The 17,279-nt window shown below is 68.4% G+C and carries 12 protein-coding genes; 4 read left to right on the top strand and 8 right to left on the bottom strand.

Annotated elements, in window-relative coordinates; all coding sequences use genetic code 11:
- Window positions 1–316: 316 nt before the first annotated feature.
- On the bottom strand, window positions 317–3,202 hold the full coding sequence (locus SALPAC4_RS0120975; protein ID WP_027644932.1) for a LuxR family transcriptional regulator: 2,886 nt from the start codon (window positions 3,200–3,202) through the stop codon (window positions 317–319).
- 1,232 nt (window positions 3,203–4,434) lie between these two features.
- Window positions 4,435–7,950, bottom strand: a complete 3,516-nt coding sequence (gene metH, locus SALPAC4_RS0120970) for a methionine synthase (protein ID WP_019872018.1) — start codon at window positions 7,948–7,950, stop codon at window positions 4,435–4,437.
- A 261-nt stretch (window positions 7,951–8,211) separates the two neighbouring features.
- Between metH and SALPAC4_RS0120965 the strand changes: the two genes are divergently transcribed.
- Both SALPAC4_RS0120965 and SALPAC4_RS0120960 read left to right on the top strand, forming a co-directional pair.
- Window positions 8,212–9,081: a PAC2 family protein gene (locus SALPAC4_RS0120965; RefSeq protein ID WP_019872017.1), complete on the top strand. Its 870-nt coding sequence runs from the start codon at window positions 8,212–8,214 to the stop codon at window positions 9,079–9,081.
- Window positions 9,082–9,280: 199 nt separating this feature from the next.
- On the top strand, window positions 9,281–10,078 hold the full coding sequence (locus SALPAC4_RS0120960) for a GntR family transcriptional regulator (RefSeq protein ID WP_027644931.1): 798 nt from the start codon (window positions 9,281–9,283) through the stop codon (window positions 10,076–10,078).
- Window positions 10,079–10,223: 145 nt separating this feature from the next.
- Here the strand turns inward: SALPAC4_RS0120960 and mshC are convergent, their stop codons facing one another.
- The 6 genes from mshC to SALPAC4_RS0120930 form a co-directional block, all read right to left on the bottom strand.
- Window positions 10,224–11,462 carry a cysteine--1-D-myo-inosityl 2-amino-2-deoxy-alpha-D-glucopyranoside ligase gene (gene mshC, locus SALPAC4_RS0120955; protein WP_019872015.1) on the bottom strand — a complete coding sequence of 413 codons (1,239 nt, stop codon included), beginning with the start codon at window positions 11,460–11,462 and terminating at the stop codon, window positions 10,224–10,226.
- A 67-nt stretch (window positions 11,463–11,529) separates the two neighbouring features.
- A complete protein-coding gene (locus SALPAC4_RS0120950) occupies window positions 11,530–12,369 on the bottom strand; it encodes an SCO1664 family protein (RefSeq protein WP_019872014.1) in 840 nt (279 codons plus the stop codon).
- Window positions 12,366–12,965, bottom strand: a complete 600-nt coding sequence (locus SALPAC4_RS0120945) for a DUF3090 domain-containing protein (RefSeq protein WP_019872013.1) — start codon at window positions 12,963–12,965, stop codon at window positions 12,366–12,368. Before SALPAC4_RS0120945 ends, SALPAC4_RS0120950 begins: the two co-directional genes overlap by 4 nt.
- Before the next feature lie 149 nt (window positions 12,966–13,114).
- Window positions 13,115–13,822 carry an MSMEG_4193 family putative phosphomutase gene (locus SALPAC4_RS0120940; RefSeq protein WP_019872012.1) on the bottom strand — a complete coding sequence of 236 codons (708 nt, stop codon included), beginning with the start codon at window positions 13,820–13,822 and terminating at the stop codon, window positions 13,115–13,117.
- A gap of 75 nt (window positions 13,823–13,897) precedes the next feature.
- The gene (locus SALPAC4_RS0120935) at window positions 13,898–14,734 is read right to left on the bottom strand and encodes an undecaprenyl-diphosphate phosphatase (RefSeq protein WP_018742602.1); all 837 of its coding nucleotides are present in this window, start codon (window positions 14,732–14,734) and stop codon (window positions 13,898–13,900) included.
- Complete coding sequence (locus SALPAC4_RS0120930; RefSeq protein WP_019872011.1) at window positions 14,731–15,783, bottom strand: LLM class F420-dependent oxidoreductase; 1,053 nt, start codon at window positions 15,781–15,783, stop codon at window positions 14,731–14,733. The genes SALPAC4_RS0120935 and SALPAC4_RS0120930 overlap by 4 nt, the downstream gene beginning before the upstream one ends.
- A 185-nt stretch (window positions 15,784–15,968) precedes the next feature.
- On the opposite strand from SALPAC4_RS0120930, the gene SALPAC4_RS0120925 reads away from it, so the two are divergent.
- Window positions 15,969–16,940, top strand: coding sequence for an aldo/keto reductase (locus SALPAC4_RS0120925; protein ID WP_018742604.1), 972 nt, complete (start codon window positions 15,969–15,971; stop codon window positions 16,938–16,940).
- 87 nt (window positions 16,941–17,027) lie between these two features.
- The gene (locus tag SALPAC4_RS0120920; protein WP_018215309.1) at window positions 17,028–17,219 is read left to right on the top strand and encodes a DUF5703 family protein; all 192 of its coding nucleotides are present in this window, start codon (window positions 17,028–17,030) and stop codon (window positions 17,217–17,219) included.
- Window positions 17,220–17,279: the final 60 nt, after the last annotated feature.

The following is a 17,279-nucleotide window of genomic DNA, read 5'->3' as shown; positions in this document are numbered from 1 at the left end:
GTTGATGCGCACGAACACGCCGCGTTTGACACAGAACCGCGAGCCCGCCAGAACGAGTTGGCCCTGCGGTCGGTGTAGCGGCGTGGTCAAGGTGGGCGCGGTGGCCTGCTCACGCCGGTGCTGGCGGAGTTGACAGGAGTTCGGCGCGGCCGGCTTCGGGGAGGTCGCGCAGCAACGGCGAGTCGTGCCGGTTGACGGTGGCGCCGGGGGACGGTCGCATCAACGACCGCCCCCGGCCTGCGCACCCGGTCCCAACCGCACTCAAGCGCATCCTGGGCCGGTCAGCACAACCGACCGTCCACCGCCGAAACAGACCCTAAGCGATGATGCTACGGGGCTGTGACACGCGGGACGCATCAGTTCGGATCAGTGCGGAACGGGACCGGATACCGAGCTTTCGGTAAATCTGCCGCAGATGGAAACCAACGGTGTGCGGTGAGATGAACAAGCGGTCGGCTGCCTGCTGATTAGTTAGGCCACCGGCCACCAGTTCGGCAACTTTTCGTTCGGTCTCGGTGAGACTTTCCCAGCCGGATTCTGGACGCTTCGCATGCTTCCAGTGCCGACGCCACACGCCGAGTCCGCGTAGCTGGGCGCGTACGCGGGCGGCCTCTCGCTCCGCGCCGAACCGGGCGTAGGCGTTCATGGCGCGATCGAGTTCGAGGACGGCAGACTCATGGTTCTCCCGAAAGAGAAAGAGCCGGGCACGGTCCTCGGCCGTTGCGGCCTGGGCCCAGGGGTTTCGGTGCAGTCGACCGGCCTCGGCGAGGGCGTCGGTATCGGCCTCAGCGAGCCCCCGGGCGTGTGTGGCCGCGGCGAGTAGCGCGGGGGTCTCTGGATTGAGCCTGCTGAGGTGATCGATTGTGTCGACGACTGCTCCTGCGATCTCGGGCTGGTCTGCCGTCAGCGCGCAACGTACCCACCAGGCGGCGACTGCCGGATCCTCCAGAACGATCTCCCGAGGTGTGATGGGCTGCGCCCCAGTCTCGGTCAACACTTCCAGTGCCGCTGCGGGGCCGTCGTTCACCTCGGCCAGTTGCGCCTGTAGGAGGAGATACTCGGCCTGCCACGGGCTGGAGGAATGCTGTGGACCCTCCCCTTCCAGCGCCTTCAGATGGGTTGCGGCCAGGGCTGGACTTCCACGACGTAGCGCTACGTGGGCCAGGACCAGCAACGCCTGCGGTGCGAAAATCGGCATGTACGCGCCGTCCTGCCGCAAGGCGACTCGGGCAACTCTCTCGGCTTCATTCAGCTGTCCCTGGGCGAGATGCAGGGGGGCGCGAAGCGCGGCCTGCACCGCGGTCGCCGGGGTGTTCGCCGTCGAAGCGGCCGTTTGCGCGAATCCTCGAACGACCTCCTCCGCTTCGCCGTACTCATCGATCCGGATAAGCGCGAAGGCGAGGAACCAACACGGGTCGAGGACCTGGACGGTGTCGCCGACATAGTCGAGCGCCACGGCCTCCCGCAGGATCCCCACCGCTTCCACCACATGACCATCGCGCCACTGATCCAGTGCGCGGACCGTCATCGCGCTGACCCTGACCGCCAGGTCCCGTCGGTTGGGTCTGCTAAGGATCATGCGTGCCTGCTCGACCGCCGTACCGTCACCGATCAAGTAGGAAGCGGCGAGATGGGTGACGGTCGCTTCGGCCCGTGGAAGTCCCCCCGCCTGCCGGGCCAACACGTCGTCGGTGGCTCGGCGGGCAGCCGGCACGTCGCCCCGTAGCAGCAATGCGGTCGACATCGATGCCTGCAGGGCAGCGATGTCGCGGGCCGACGGCACCGACGCGGGCGCCCTACTCACGGCCATGTCAATCTCGTCCCTGGCCACGGTGACCGCCTCGTCCAACCGCCCCGACTTGGTGAGCGCCTTCGCCGCCGTGTTGGCCAGGCGCACGCGTTGGTCTTGGCCCGGTTTCAGCAGGTCCATCCCACGAATCGCCAGGGAGGCCGCGGTCGTGGGATCGGTGGCGACGAGACGTCGAGCTCCTTCCACGATGATCTCGATATCCCTGACGTTGCCGGGTTGAGCTATGTGCGCCAGTTGCAGGGCGGCACGTTCGGCCCCGTCCGGGCGCTGCAGCAGCACTTCCGCCGCCTGCCGATGCAGCAACACACGTACCGGCGGCGGCACCGAGTCAAGGAGCACCCGCCAGATGGAGTCAGTGCGAAACGCCAGCTTCTGCCCGCAACTGACCAGCATCCTGCGTTCCATCGCCTCGTGCACCGCCGTCAGGAGACCAACCGGTGATTCGTCGAGCATGGCCGACAGTTCCTCCGGTGCGAACGGAGACCCGAGTACGGCCGCCAGCCGAAGGGAATTGACAGTCGACTCGGAGAGTTGCTGGAGATTCTCCTCGATCATGGAGGACAGCCGCTTCGGCACTGGCGCGGGCAACTGAACAGCGTGGACGTCGCGGGGACCGCTCAACGCATCTGGAGTCAGCACCAAGGTGCCCTCATCCGTACCGATGACGCCGTCCTCCATGAGCCCGCGGATCAGTTCGATTACCGCGGAGGGCGTGTCGTTGAGGCTCTCCACCAGGGCGAGCAGCGTTGGGTCGGGCATGGATCCGGTATGGTCGGCGACCAGTTGCTCCAGTGCTCTGGTCGAGAGCGGACTCAACCCTCGGATCAGCTCCACCGCCACTCTGCCCCGTAGCCTGCTCAAGCACATCAACGCCTGGTCGGAAGGGACGGAGCTGGCCAACGAAGTGAAGGTCAGTAGCCAAAGGGCCGGTCGGCCCTTGAGCGCCAGGATTTGATCACACAGCGCCGTTAGCGAGGCCGGGTCAGCCAGGTGCAGGTCATCGAGGGTGACCACCGTGGGAACGTCCTTCGCGACGTGCCCCAGCCGCGTTGCGGTCGCCTCGACCAGGGAGGTCACGCGTGTACGGTGACGACGGTCCGGGTCGCCGCCAGCCCCCTGGAACTGAGTAGCGGCAGGAAGTTGCACCACGTCAGGTGCCGCTTCAGGACCAGCCATGGCACCACCGACGACGGTGAAACCCATGCCGTCGGCGATCTCGACCGCCTCAGCCAACAACCGGGTCTTGCCGCCGCCGGGCGCTGCCTGCACGATGAGCACCCGGCACCGCCCGCCGGTCACTACCCGGCGCAGATCGGTACTGATCTGCTTCAGATGCTCCTCCCGGCCGCGCACCTTCCACGACGGGTGGGCGTGAAATCGCACCGACGGCATTGACTTACCCAAGACATCCTCCCCACGGCTCGCGCAGCCTCCTCGCCTGACGACGCCAATACTGGCGTCAGTCATCGAGTACCCGACCTACTCACCTGCGCGTAGATGACAAACCAGTCCCCGTACGCGGCCAGCGGCCGCTGCTGCAAGACGAGGTTTCGCACGACTCGGCACGCCAACGGCGGCCGGGCCACGCTGCTCTCGGAAAGGTGGCGCCCGGGGCCGAGCCGACACGCCGGCGCTATGTTGGATAGTTGTTTGATCAGAATTTGTGGACATCATGCTGATCACTGGGATACGCACCCTAATACCAGAACCGACTGGCGATGACAAGTACCTCGATCTCGAATGGGACATTGAAGAGTGATTCTTCCCCACCATCGGCATAGCCGCTACCACCCCAGAGGAATTATTGGAGCCAATACCCGACAGGATCAGTCCAAGGTCCACCGTATTTATCACTGGCTGTAACTGCATCCTCTGCCACGCTCACGCCGGGCCAGGTATCTGGCCATGACACACGGCAGTACGCGCTTGCACAGCGTTGCGCAGCGCGAACACCTACACAAAGCCAATGCAGTGTGATTCGCAGCATTGCCATTGACCTGCATCACAACGTTGCTGAGCGCCACCGCGGCGGGTTCGATTACGACCCAGTTTCCCTCAGTCCGCTATCGAGGCAATAATCCGATTTGCACCGGAACTCTTGCGCCGACAACAGCAAGTCGCCAGCCCGCCCGGGGCAGCGCGGCGCGGCACAACCACACCGCAGAGTTGGACACGCCCGAAATAGATGACAACAATACCGAGGCCTGGGCATTGCCAAAATAAGTGGCTGCAGCCGAGTCAACTCCCCGGAAACGCCACTACTTCCAGCTGCCGAAGCCTTGGCTTCCAATAGCAACGGCAACCTCAATCCACGTGTCGACCCATTGCTCCGCAACATGGGACCGGGTTGGGCCCGGAGACCGAACGTCGAGGACGGGCGTCGGCCTGTTGCCGGGCGAGGAGCGCGGTGCGAAACCGTGGACGATTGGCCTCAGTCGTCCGGTGCGGCCTCGGGCAGGGGCTGCCCCACTTGAGGAGCTTTAGACCTGCCCCAGCTCGTGGTTTGAGCTGCTCTCCCGGTTGCCACTGGCTGGCACCCACCGTGCTTTCGCCCAGCCCAGCAAGGGCATCGGGCTTTCTAAAAATGGAACACCTCACCGGTACCTGGTCGGACGAACCAAGTGTCACTTGGCGTTAAAGTAACTCGCCTCCGGGTGGTGCACGACAATTGCGTCGGTAGCCTGTTCCGGAACGAGCTGGAACTCCTCCGACAGCTGCACGCCGATCCGTTCCGCCCCCAGCAGGTTTACGAGCTTCGCCCGATCCTCCAGGTCCGGGCAGGCTGGGTAGCCGAAGGCATACCGGCAGCCCCGGTAGTCGTTACGCAGCAACCCGGCCAGGTCCGCCGGGTCGGCGGTGGCAACCGTACGGTCGTCGGACAGTCTCAGCTCGGCCCGGACCCGCTGGTGCCAGTACTCGGCAAGCGCCTCGGTGAGCTGCACCGACAGCCCGTGGACCTCCAGATAGTCGCGGTACTCGTTCCGGGCGAACAACTTCGCCGTGTATTCGCTGATCGGTTGGCCAACCGTGACCAGCTGTAGCGCCACCACGTCAAGCTCGCCGCCGTGAGGACGGAAGAAGTCAGCCAAGCAGAGCCGTCGCTCCTGGCGCTGCCGGGGGAAGGTGAACCGGGCCCGCTCCGAATGCCCGTTCTCATCGAGCACCACCAGGTCGTTGCCGTCGGAGTAGGCCGGGAAGTACCCGTACACAACAGCCGCTTCAAGCACCTGGTCGGCGATGAGCCGGTCCAGCCAGTAGCGCAGCCGCGGCCGTCCCTCGGTCTCCACCAACTCCTCGTAGGTGGGGCCCTTGCCGCCACGGGTACCGCGCAGTCCCCACTGCCCGAGGAAGGTCGCCCGTTCGTCGAGCAGGGCCGCGTAGTCGGCGAGGGGCAGCCCCTTGACCACTCGGGTGCCGAAGAACGGTGGGGTGGGCACCTCCACATCGGTGGCCACGTCGGAGCGGACGGAGGCATCGTTCAGCTCCGGCAAGGACTCGCTGACGAACGCCTGCTGCCGCGCCCGCCGCTCCCGCCGCGCGGCCAGCGCCGCCTCCCGTTCCGGGTCCACCACCTGAGCGCCACCACGCTTGGCGGCCATCACCCGGTCCATCAGGGAGAGCCCCTCGAAGGCATCCCGGGCGTAGTGCACTTGGCCGGGGAACATCGATCGCAGGTCGTCCTCGACATACGCACGGGTCAGCGCCGCGCCCCCAAGCAGGACCGGCCAGCGCTCCGCAACGCCCCGCGTGGCCATCTCGACCAGGTTCTCCTTCATAATGACGGTGCTCTTCACCAACAGCCCCGACATGCCGATCGCGTCCGCGCGGTTTTGCTCGGCGGCGTCGAGGATGGCGTTGATCGGCTGCTTGATCCCGATGTTCACCACCTCATAGCCGTTGTTCGACAGGATGATGTCGACCAGATTCTTGCCGATGTCGTGGACGTCGCCCTTCACGGTGGCGAGCACGATCCGTCCCTTACCACCGTCGTCGGCCTTCTCCAGGTGCGGCTCCAGGTACGCCACCGCGGACTTCATCACCTCGGCGGACTGGAGTACGAACGGCAGCTGCATCTGGCCGGACCCGAACAGCTCGCCGACCACCTTCATCCCATCCAGCAGAATGTCGTTGATAACCGCCATCGCCGCCAACCCGCTGGCGAGGGCCGCGTCCAGATCGGCCTCGAGACCGTTGCGCTCACCGTCAATGATCCGGCGCTTGAGCCGCTCCCGGAGCGGCAGCGCGGCCAGTTCCTCAGCTCGGCTGGCCCGCGCCGAGGCGGCGTCCACCCCCTCGAAGGCTTCAATGAAGCGCTGAACCGGGTCGTACCCTTCACGACGTCGGTCGTAGATCAGATCGAGTGCGATCTCCCGCTGCTCATCGGGAATCTTCGACATCGGCAGGATCTTGCTGGCATGCACGATCGCCGAGGTCAGCCCGGCCTGGACACACTCGTGCAGAAACACCGAGTTGAGCACCTGCCGGGCCGCCGGGTTGAGACCGAAGGAGACGTTGGAGATGCCCAGGGTGAAATTGACCCCCGGGTAACGAGCAGCGATTTCGCGGATAGCCTCGATGGTCTCGATCCCGTCCCGCCGGGTCTCCTCCTGCCCGGTGGCGATCGGGAAGGTCAGAGCATCAATCAGGATGTCCGCACGGGCCATCCCCCAACGGCCGGTCAGATCGTCGACCAGCCGGGTGGCCACGCGTACCTTCCAGTCCTTGGTGCGCGCCTGCCCTTCCTCGTCAATGAGCAGCGCCACCACCGCCGCTCCGTGTTCCCTGACCACGGGCATCAGGCGGGCATAGCGGGAGTCGGGGCCGTCGCCGTCCTCGAAGTTGACCGAGTTGACCACGCATCGTCCACCGAGCGTCTCCAGCCCCGCCTCGATCACACCCGGCTCGGTCGAGTCCAACATGATCGGCAACGTGGAGGCGGTGGCGAACCGGCTGGCCAGCTCACGCATGTCCTGGGTGCCGTCGCGGCCCACGTAGTCCACACAGAGGTCCAACAGGTGCGAGCCGTCCCGCGCCTGGCCACGGGCGATCTCCACGCAGCCCTGCCAATCCTCGGCGAGCATGGCCTCACGGAACGCCTTGGATCCGTTGGCGTTGGTCCGCTCCCCCACCATCAGCACGCTCGCGTCCTGCGCGAAGGGGACATGGTGATAGATCGACGAGGCACCGGGCTCGGGCCGTGGCTCGCGCAGCACCGGTCGCCGGCCTCGCATCCGTTCGGCCAGCACCCGGATGTGCTCCGGCGTGCTTCCACAGCACCCGCCGACCAGCGCCACACCGTAGTCGGTGACGAATTGCTCCAGCGCCTCGCCCATCTCATCCGGGGTCAACGGGAAGTACGCACCGTCGGAGGTGAGGACCGGCAGGCCGGCGTTCGGCATCACCGACACCGGAATCTGGGAGTGCTGCGACAGGTAGCGCAGGTGCTCACCCATCTCCGCCGGGCCGGTAGAGCAGTTCAGCCCGATCAGGTCGATGCCGAGTGGCTCGATCGCGGTGAGCGCGGCGCCGATCTCGCTGCCCAGCAGCATCGTGCCGGTGGTCTCCACCGCCATGTGGCAGATGATCGGAACCGATCGGCCCAGCTCGGCCATCGCCCGCTTTGACCCGATCACCGCCGCCTTCACCTGAAGCAGGTCCTGACAGGTCTCGATGATCAACGCGTCCGATCCGCCGGCGATAAGGCCAACGGCGTTCTCCTGGTACGCGTCCCGCAGCGCGGCGTAGGTGGCGTGCCCAAGGGTGGGCAGTTTCGTGCCCGGCCCGATCGAGCCCAGGACGAAGCGCGGCTGCTCCGGTGTCGCGTACGCGTCCGCGGCGGTGCGGGCCAGCCGGGCGCCGGCCTCGGACAGCTCCCGGATGCGCCCCTCAATGCCATACTCGGCGAGGTTCGCCAGGTTAGCGCCGAAAGTATTGGTTTCGACGCAGTCTGCGCCCACGGCCAGGTACGCCTCGTGCACGTCACGAACAGCGTCCGGCCGGGTCACGTTGAGGATCTCGTTGCAGCCCTCCAGACCATCGAAGTCGTCGAGAGTCAGGTCTGCCGCATGCAACATGGTCCCCATCGCCCCGTCAGCGACGAGGATCCGGTCGGTCAGCGCGTCAAGCACAGAGATCACCACAGCTTCAGGTTACTGCGACAACACGGGGTGTGGTCTATCGCCGACCGCCGGTCCCACATGGTGTAACTAGCACACTCCGCCCTTTTACCGCCAGAATAGCTGTTTTGTCGATTGATAGATCGGCGCGGCCGACGGTCCGGTTCCCGCCCCTGGCACGTAGGCTGACGGACGTGAGGGACTACAGCGACGCCACGATGCATGGCGGCCAGCCGATCGGGCATTCGCCCAGCACCGCCCCGACGGGCGGGACGAGGTGACCGCGTGACCGAGTTCGACGGACTGCCGGTTCTGCGGTCCCCCGTGGCCATCGCCGCCTTCGAAGGCTGGAACGACGCCGCCGACGCCTCGACGGCCGCCGTCGAGCACCTGGAACAGGTGTGGCAGGCCCGGCCGGTGACCGAGCTGGATCCGGAAGACTTCTACGACTTCCAGGTCAGCCGTCCCACGATCGCGATGTCGGCCGGCGAGACCCGGCGGGTGGAGTGGCCTACCACCCGGTTCATGGCCGCCAGCCCGGCCGGTACCGAGCGGGATGTCGTGCTGATCCGTGGGATCGAGCCGAGCATGCGCTGGCGCACCTTCTGCGAGCAGGTGCTGGAGATCTGCCACAGCCTGGAGGTCGAACGGGTGGTGTTGCTCGGCGCGCTCTTGGCCGACGTGCCGTACACCCGACCGCTACCGATCAGCGGGAGCGCCTCCGACAAGGGCGCGGCACAGCGCTTCCAGCTCACCCCCACCCGCTACGACGGGCCCACCGGCATAGTCGGGGTCCTGCACGATGCCTGCTCGCGGGCCGACGTGGACGCGGTCTCGTTCTGGGTGCATGTACCGCACTACGCCAACAACCCACCCTGCCCCAAGGCGACCCTGGCCCTGCTCCACCGGGTCGAGGAGGTGCTGGACCTGCCGGTGCCGATGGCCGACCTCGCCGAGGAGGCCGCCGAGTGGGAGCAGCGGGTGCGGAGCGCCGCAGAGCAGGACGCCGAGCTCGGTGAGTACGTCCGCGAGTTGGAGGAGCGGGTCGGTGACGCCGGCATCACCCCGTTGACCGGGGACGAGATCGCCCAGGAGTTTGAGAAGTACCTGCGTCGGCGCGGTGGCTCCGCCGGGCCTACCGCCGGCTCCTGGTAACCCGGAGCACGTGCTCCTCGTGGCCCGCCACCGGTGAAGGTGGCGGGCCACGCCCGGCGTTCTGTCCGCGACGACGGGACGCATCACCGCACCCCCTGCTCGTAGGCCTGCGCTGTCTTCGGGGGAAGGTGAGTCGGGTGTGGACAGGACACAACCGCTACGGCATCCTAGGAACCTAGTGATGATCGAGGAGGCGGGCATGCAGATCAACCCGGGTGCGGCCGAGTTTCCGCACCGGCAGATCGCCGCGCAGATCAAGGCACAGGTGCGCCGCGGTGACTGGGGCCCTGGCGATCGGCTACCCTCCATCCCGGCCATCGCCGAGATGTTCGGTGTCGCTAAGCAGACCGTGCAGCGTGCCGTGGACCAGCTACGGGTCGAGGGCGTCCTGATCACCAAGCCCGGATCCGGCACCTACGTCCGCGGCACCCGACGCCGCCTCAACCGGCTCGCCCGGGGTCGGTACGGCGGTTTCCGTGGTTACCACACCGACCTCGCGGCCCGGTACCGGCAACAGCTCGTCTCCGTCGGGCCCACCCCCGCACCGCCCGAGGTCGCCGACGCGTTCGGTGTGTCGGACGGCACCGAGCTGCTCTGTCGCCGGCATCTGGTCCGCACCGAGGACTCCCCGGTAGAGGTGGGCGCCGCCTGGTTCCTACCGACCGACACCGCCGGCACCACACTGGAACGGGCCGAGGCGTTCGGCCGCCCCCTCTACCAGGAGGCCGAGGAAGCCACCGGCCGGCGGTACGTCACCGCGACCGACACGATCAGTGCCCGGCAGCCCAGTCGGGACGAGGCGGAGACCCTCCAGATCCGACCCGACACCCCGGTGCTACACCTGCTGCACGTCGCCTACGACGAGCGCCGTAAGCCGATTGAGGTCGCCCAGGCCACCTGGCCCGGCCCGGTCACCACCCTGACCGAGGCGTACCGGATCCCCGCCCCGGCGACCGACCCGGGCCCGGATCCGGGCCCGGGGCTCGTCCTCGGCTGATCGAGCTCCGACCAGCCCTGCCCGCCCGCTCCCGGTACCCGATCATGGCCGCCCAGGCCGCTCCGGCGGCGAGCCGCCGACGTGGCGAAGCTCTACCCGGCGGCCCCAGTGGAGGCCTACCCGGCCGATCGGACCGCCCAGCCGGTCACAGCCGCACGCCGAGCAGGGCGTCCAGGGCCCGGGGGAAGAGCGCGGGGGCCGCCGGGTCGTCGCCGGCACCGTTGAGCGCCGCCTCCGCCCAGGAGTCCGCCAACGCAAGCGCCCCCGGGGCGTCGAGGTCATCGGCGAGCCGCGCGCGAAGCGTGGCCAGAAACGCCTCCGCAGACGGCCCGCAGGGCAGCGCGGTGGCCCTGCGCCACCGGCCCAGCCGCTCCTGCGCGGTCGCCAACAGCTCGTCGCTCCAGGAGCGGTCGCTGCGGTAGTGCCCGCTCATCAGGGCCAGCCGGACCGCCATCGGATCCACCTGGTCGGCTCGCAACCGGGAGACGAAGACCAGGTTGCCGCGGGACTTGGACATCTTCTCCCCGTCCAGGCCGATCATGCCGGCGTGCACGTAATGCCCGGCGAACGGGGCCTGCCCGGTCAGCAACTCGGCGTGTGCGGCCGAACACTCATGGTGCGGGAAGATCAGATCATTGCCGCCACCCTGCACATCGATCTGCTCACCGAGCAGATTGAGCGCGATCACGGCGCACTCGATATGCCAGCCGGGACGGCCCGGACCCAGGTCACCGCCGGGCCACGACGGCTCGTCCGAACGGGCACCACGCCACAACAGTGGATCAAGCGGGTCGCGTTTACCCGCTCGATCCGGGTCACCACCGCGCTCGGGAAAGATCTCCATCATCTGCTCCCGGCTCAGGTGCGACTCATACCCGAACCGGGGCGCGGCCGAGATGTCGAAGTAGACATCATCGGTGCCGTCCTCCAGCCGGTAGGCAGCACCCTCCTTCACCAGGGTCAGGACCCGCTCGGCGATGTCTGGAATCGACTCCACCGCACCGACGTAGTGCTCCGGCGGGATAATCCGCAGCGCCTCCATGTCCTCCCGGAACAGGGCGGTCTCCCGCATCGCCAGGACCTTCCAGTCCTCGCCGTCCCGAGCAGCCCGCTCCAATAGCGGATCATCGATGTCCGTCACGTTCTGCACGTACGTCACGTCCACTCCGGCATCCCGCCACACCCGCTGGATCAGGTCGAAGGTGATCATCGTGGCGGCGTGCCCGAGGTGGGTGGCGTCATACGGGGTGATGCCGCAGACGTACATTGTGCCGGTGCCGGCCGGCGCGCTGGCGGCGGTGCCTCGCCGGGCCGAGTCAAACAACATCAGCGGCCCGCCCCGGCCTGGTAGCCGTGGCACCTCGTGTTCCGCCCAAGAGTCCATGACCGCCAGCCTAACCAGCCGGCAGTGGACTCCGGGGCAGCCGAGAAGTGACTAAGGTGACAGCCGCTCACATGGGTGGCCACGGAATCGCCGGCCACTGCGGCGACGGCAGCGGGAAGCGACCGGCGGCCCGCAGCCGCCCGATCCGGGCCGCCACCTCGGCGATCTCACCGCGGGTGAGGTACTTGGCGAGTTCCCCGCCCAGATCTCCGGCGACCGCGTCGGCGAGCGCCGCGAGCACCTCCGCCACCTCCGCCGGCAGCTTGCGGCCCGCCCAACCCCACAGGACCGTGCGCAGCTTCTCCTCCACGTGGAAGCTGACCCCGTGGTCCACGCCGTAGATTCGATCGTCCGGGCCGACCAGAACATGTCCGCCCTTACGGTCGGCGTTGTTGATGATCACATCGAGCACCGCCAGCCGGGCCAACCGCGGGTCGTCGGCGTGCGCCAAGGCGTAAGGGGTGCCCTCGTCGTCCCGTGCTGCCGCGACCGCGAACCACTGAGCCGGCAGCGCGTCGGCGGGAACAAACCCGACCAGCGGCTCCAACTCGTCCGGCCCGTCGATCCACAGCTGGCAGGAGCCGGGGCCGAGTGGCCCGTCGCGCAGCACCGTCGGCGGTACCAGATCCCAGCCCGTGGCGGCGGACACCAGATATGCAGCGACCTCGCGCCCGGCGAGATTGCCGTCTGGGAAGTCCCACAGGGGCCGCTCACCCCGGACCGGCTTGTAGACACAATGCGCGGTCATCCCGTCCAGCGTCAGCGCCGCGCGCAACGTCGTGTTCGAGGCGTCAACCAGCCGCCCCTCCAGATCCAGCGCACCCTCCCGGAGCAGCCGAAGCGACGGATCATCGTTCTGGCGAGGCCCCTCCCGGTCCCAGCTACGGCGCAGGTCGGATGAGGTCACCGGTGGTAGCCGTTGTGGCGTGGGCAGAGGTGACCGACGGGGTCGAGGGGCTGCCCACAGAGCGGACACGGCGGCCGGCCCGCGTTCACCACCCGCCGGGCCCGTCCGATGAACTCGCGCGTCGCCTCCGGGGTCAACCGCACCCGCAGCCGGTCCAGGTCGTCGTCAGGCTCGTCGTCATCTGACTCGTCGTCATCTGACTCGTCCAACTCGACCTCAGCCGCAGCCTCGGCCCCAACCTCGGCCTCGGCCTCGCCGACCGCGATCGCCTCGATCACGACCGTCTCGGTGTCCACGTCAAAAGCCAGCCCCAGGGTGCCGACCCGGAACTCCTCATCAACGGGCGTGTCCAGCGGGTCGTTGTCGCCACCGACCGGGCCGGTCTCCGGCAGCTTCACCCCAAACCGCCGTTGCGCCTCGGAGAGCAGCTCCTCCAGCTTCTCTGCCAGCAGTGAGACCTGGACCTTCTCCAGCGCGACGCTGACCAGCCGGCCACCGCCGCGAGCCTGGAGGAAGAACGTGCGATCCCCCGGCGGCCCGACGGTTCCGGCGACGAACCGCTCCGGCGGCTCGAAGGCGTGCACCTGGTGGGTCATACCTTGACCCTATCCGGCGCACCCGCACGGCGCGCACCCCACCGACCGGAATCGCCGCGCGGAGCATCCGCGCGGCGGCGACCCTCGGCCCCGCCGTGGCCACCCGGGCCGCGTCGCCCCTCGCCAGCGCCGACGCGATTCCGCGACCGTCAGGCCCCTGCCCCAGCGCCGCCACCGATCGCAGCGTCCGAGTCGGCGGCGCTCCCCCCACCTCGCTTCGGCGGAGGTGGAACCAGCGCCGTCAGATCGCCACCGGTGTCGTTGAGCCGCACCAGGAACGGACGCAGCGGGGTGTAGCGGATCGCGGTGACCGAGGCCGGATCCACGACCAGACGCTGGAAGAGGTCCAGGTGCAGGCCGAGTGCGTCCGCCACGATCGCCTTGATCACGTCGCCATGGGTACAGGCCAACCAGACCGCGTCCGGCCCGTGCTCCGCACTCACCCGAGCGTCCCAGGAACGCACCGCGGCCACCGCCCGGGCCGCCATGCTCGCCATCGCCTCCCCATCCGGGAAAACCGCCGCGCTGGGATGCTGCTGCACAACGGGCCAGAGCGGGTCCTTAGCGAGCTGTTTCAGCGGCTGCCCCTCCCAGCTGCCGTAACCGCACTCGGTCAGCCTCTCCTCCACCACCGGCACGGCCTCGGGCAACGCCCGGTCCAGGGTCTGCCGACAGCGGACCAACGGGCTGGTCACCACAGTCGCGCAGGAGAGCAGGCGGAGCCGCTCGCCGACCGCGGCGGCCTGGGTACGGCCGGTCTCGTCCAGCTCAACCGGCTGCCGACCGGCCAGCCCGCCGGCCGCGTTCGCGGTCGTCCGGCCGTGTCGTAGGAGCAGTAGGGTCGCCACGGTGACCACCCTAGGGCCTGCCCCGCCCCTGGCCCACCGACGCGCTCCGGGGCGGCGCCGCACCCGGGCGCGTCGGCGCGAGGGTCAGGTGGCGCTGATCGTGCCGGTCAGCAACAGGGCGAGCACCAGCGTTCCCAACGCCACCCGGTACAGGACAAAGATGTACAGGGTGTGGTGCGCCACGTAGCGCAACAGCCAGGCGATGGCCGCGTAACCCACGGCGAAGGCGACCGCCGTTGCCACGATCATCTGTGCCCCGCTCGGCACCGAGGTGCCCGGGGCGGCCGGCGCGAAGACATCCTCCAGACTGAGCACGCCCGACATCACCACCGCGGGAATGGCCAGCAGGAACGAGTATCGGGCCGCGGTCTCCCGGGTCAGGTTGAGCAACAGGCCGGCGGTGAGCGTCCCCCCCGACCGGGACACGCCGGGAATCAGCGCCATCGCCTGCGCGAAACCCATCACCACACCGTCGCGCATCCGGAAGTTCTCCAGCGTACGCGTCTGCCGGCCCCAGTACTCGGCGAATGCCAGCACGAAGGCGAACAGGATCAGGGTGCTGGCAACCAACCACAGGTTTCGCGCGGTCTCCCGGATCTGGTCCTTGAACAAGAGGCCGAAGACGCCGATGGGAATCGAGCCGACGATGACGTACCAGCCCATCCGGTAGTCAAGGCTGCTGCGCACCGACCGGTCCCAGATTCCGACGACCCAGGTACGGGTGATTCGCCAGATGTCCTTGGCGAAGTAGAGAAGCACCGCCGCCTCGGTGCCGAGCTGGGTGACGGCGGTGAACGACGCCCCGGCGTCCCGCTCGAAGAAGATCGCTGAGGTGATCCGCAGATGGCCCGACGAGCTGATCGGCAGGAATTCGGTCAGGCCCTGCACGATGCCCAGGACAATGGCCTCGACCCAGGTCACTCCCCGACTCCCGCGAGATCCAGCGCCTCGGCGACGGTCCGTAGGGTCTGTACGCCACTGTCCCGGTCAGCCACGAAGAGGGTCACCGACAGGGTGGTGACGCCGGCCGCGGCGAACTCCCGCATCCGCTCGGCGATGCGCTCCTTCGGACCGAGCAGCGAGGTGCGGTCGATCAACTCCAGCGGCACCGCGGCGGCCGCGTCGCGGTGCCGCCTGGCCAGGTACAGATCCTGCACCTCGCGCGCCGCGTCGCCGTATCCCATCCGGGTGGCGAGCTGGTTGTAGAAGTTCTGCTGCCGGCTGCCCATGCCACCGAGGTAGAGCGCGGCGTACCAGCGGACCAGTTCGGCGCAGCTGGCGACATCGTCACCGATCACCACCGGCACCGAGGGAACCACATCGAACCCGGACAGCTCCTTACCGGCGCGGGCTCGACCGACGCGGATCGCAGCGAGCTGCTCGGCGGCGAACTCTGGCGCGTAGAAGACGGCGAGCCAGCCGTCGGCGATCTCTCCCGCGAGTTCCAGGTTCTTCGGACCGACGGCAGCCAGGTAGGTCGGAATGTACTCCCGGGGCGGGTGGAAGCCCAGGCGCAGCGCCTTGCCCGGGCCGTCGGGCAGCGGCAGGGTGTAGAAGTCGCCGTTGTAGGCGACCTCCTTGCGGGCCACCGCCAGCCGAACGATGTCGACGAACTCACGGGTCCGGGCGAGCGGCCGGCCGAACCGTACGCCATGCCAGCCCTCGGAGACCTGCGGACCAGAAACTCCCAGGCCGAGCCGGAATCGGCCACCCGAGAGGGCGTCGATGGTCGCGGCGGTCATCGCGGTCATCGCCGGCGTACGGCCGGGAATCTGCATCACCGCGCTACCCAGCTCGATCCGTTTAGTCTGGCCGGCCATCCAGGCGAGCATGCTCGGCGAGTCGGAGCCATACGCCTCCGCCGCCCACACCACCGTGTAGCCGAGCCGGTCCGCCTCCTGGGCCAGAGCCAGATGGTCAGCGGGGGTACTCCACGCCGTCTGGTAACCGAGGCTGAGCCCGAGTCGCACTAGTCCTCCCCCATTCACACCACAGGTCGCATCAGGTTACGCAATACCATGGCCCCCCTCGATCACCGGCTCAGGTAAACAGCGTGGGCCGCGACGTACCTCGAGGAGCGCAGCGACGAACGGGGCGGCAGACTGGGCGGTAGCGCGGATATCGGTGTGACCCCTGATGGAAATAAGATTCAGCCATGCAACAGCGACCGCTCGGCCGAAGCGGGCTGGCGGTTTCGCGGCTCGCGCTCGGCACCATGACCTGGGGCCGAGACACCGACGCCGACGACGCGGCGGCCCAGCTGAAAGGATATCTCGACGCCGGCGGCAACCTGGTCGACACCGCCGATGTCTACGGTGACGGTGACGCCGAGTCGGTCATCGGCTCACTGCTGGGCACCCTGGTCCCCCGCGAGGAGCTGCTGATCGCGACCAAGGCGGGGCTACGCCCGGGCAACGGCCGACGCCGCGACGGCTCCCGTGGGCACCTACTCCGGACCCTGGACGCGTCACTGCGGCGGCTCGGCACCGATCATGTCGACCTGTTCCAGGTGCACGGGTATGACCCGGACACTCCGCTGGAGGAGACCCTCGCGGCGCTGGACCACGCGGTCGCCAGCGGGCGGGTCCGGTACGTGGGCGTCGCCAACTTCTCCGGCTGGCAAACGGCGCGGGCGGCGGCCTGGCAGGCGGCCTGGCCCGGCCGCTCCCCGGTGGTCGCCGCCCAGGTGGAGTACTCGCTACTGGAACGCGGCATCGAGCGGGAGGTGCTACCGGCCTGCGCGGCCCTCGGGCTGGGGGTGTTGCCCTGGTCGCCGCTGGGGCGGGGAGTCTTGACCGGCAAGTACCGAAACGGCCGACCAGCGGATTCTCGGGCAGCCTCACCGCACTTCGAGCGGTTCGTCGCGACCTACCTGGAACCGCGCTGCTCCAGCATCGTGGAGGCGGTTGCCACCGCCGCCGGCGGTCTCGGCGTCTCCCCGCTGGAGGTCGCGCTGGCCTGGATCCGCGACCGGCCCGGGGTCGTCGCGCCGATCCTCGGCGCGCGCACGGTGGGGCAGTTACTTGGCGCACTCCAGGTCGAACAGATGACCCTGCCGGAAGAGATCAAAACTGCCCTCGACGACGTCTCCGCCGTCCCGGTCGGCTACCCGGAGCGCGACGGCTGACTCCGGGCCCGCAGGCACCCCGCCTGGCCTGGGGTAACCGGGCCGGGCGGGGTGGCGCCGGGCTGGGCGGATGGGCAGCATGGGGCCATGGACTACGAATACGCGCCGCTACGATTGCCCCCGAACGTTGACCGGCTGACCGCGGCGGCGCAGCTCGCCATCCAAGCGGAGTTCTCCGGCTGGGAGCTGGCCCGGGTCCGGCTATTCCGGGATGGGACCCGGCAGGTCGTGCTACGCCGTCGCCGAATCAGCCCGCCACCGCCCGGCCTCTCCTACTAGCCGCCACGGCCCAGACGGGGGTGGAGAGAACCCACCACACAGCACGCACACCCGTCGGCA

This window comes from Salinispora oceanensis, from assembly GCF_000383575.1.
Lineage (GTDB): Bacteria > Actinomycetota > Actinomycetes > Mycobacteriales > Micromonosporaceae > Micromonospora > Micromonospora oceanensis.
The sequence above is the reverse complement of the archived record's forward strand: the minus strand, read 5'-3'. Positions and strand labels throughout refer to the sequence as shown.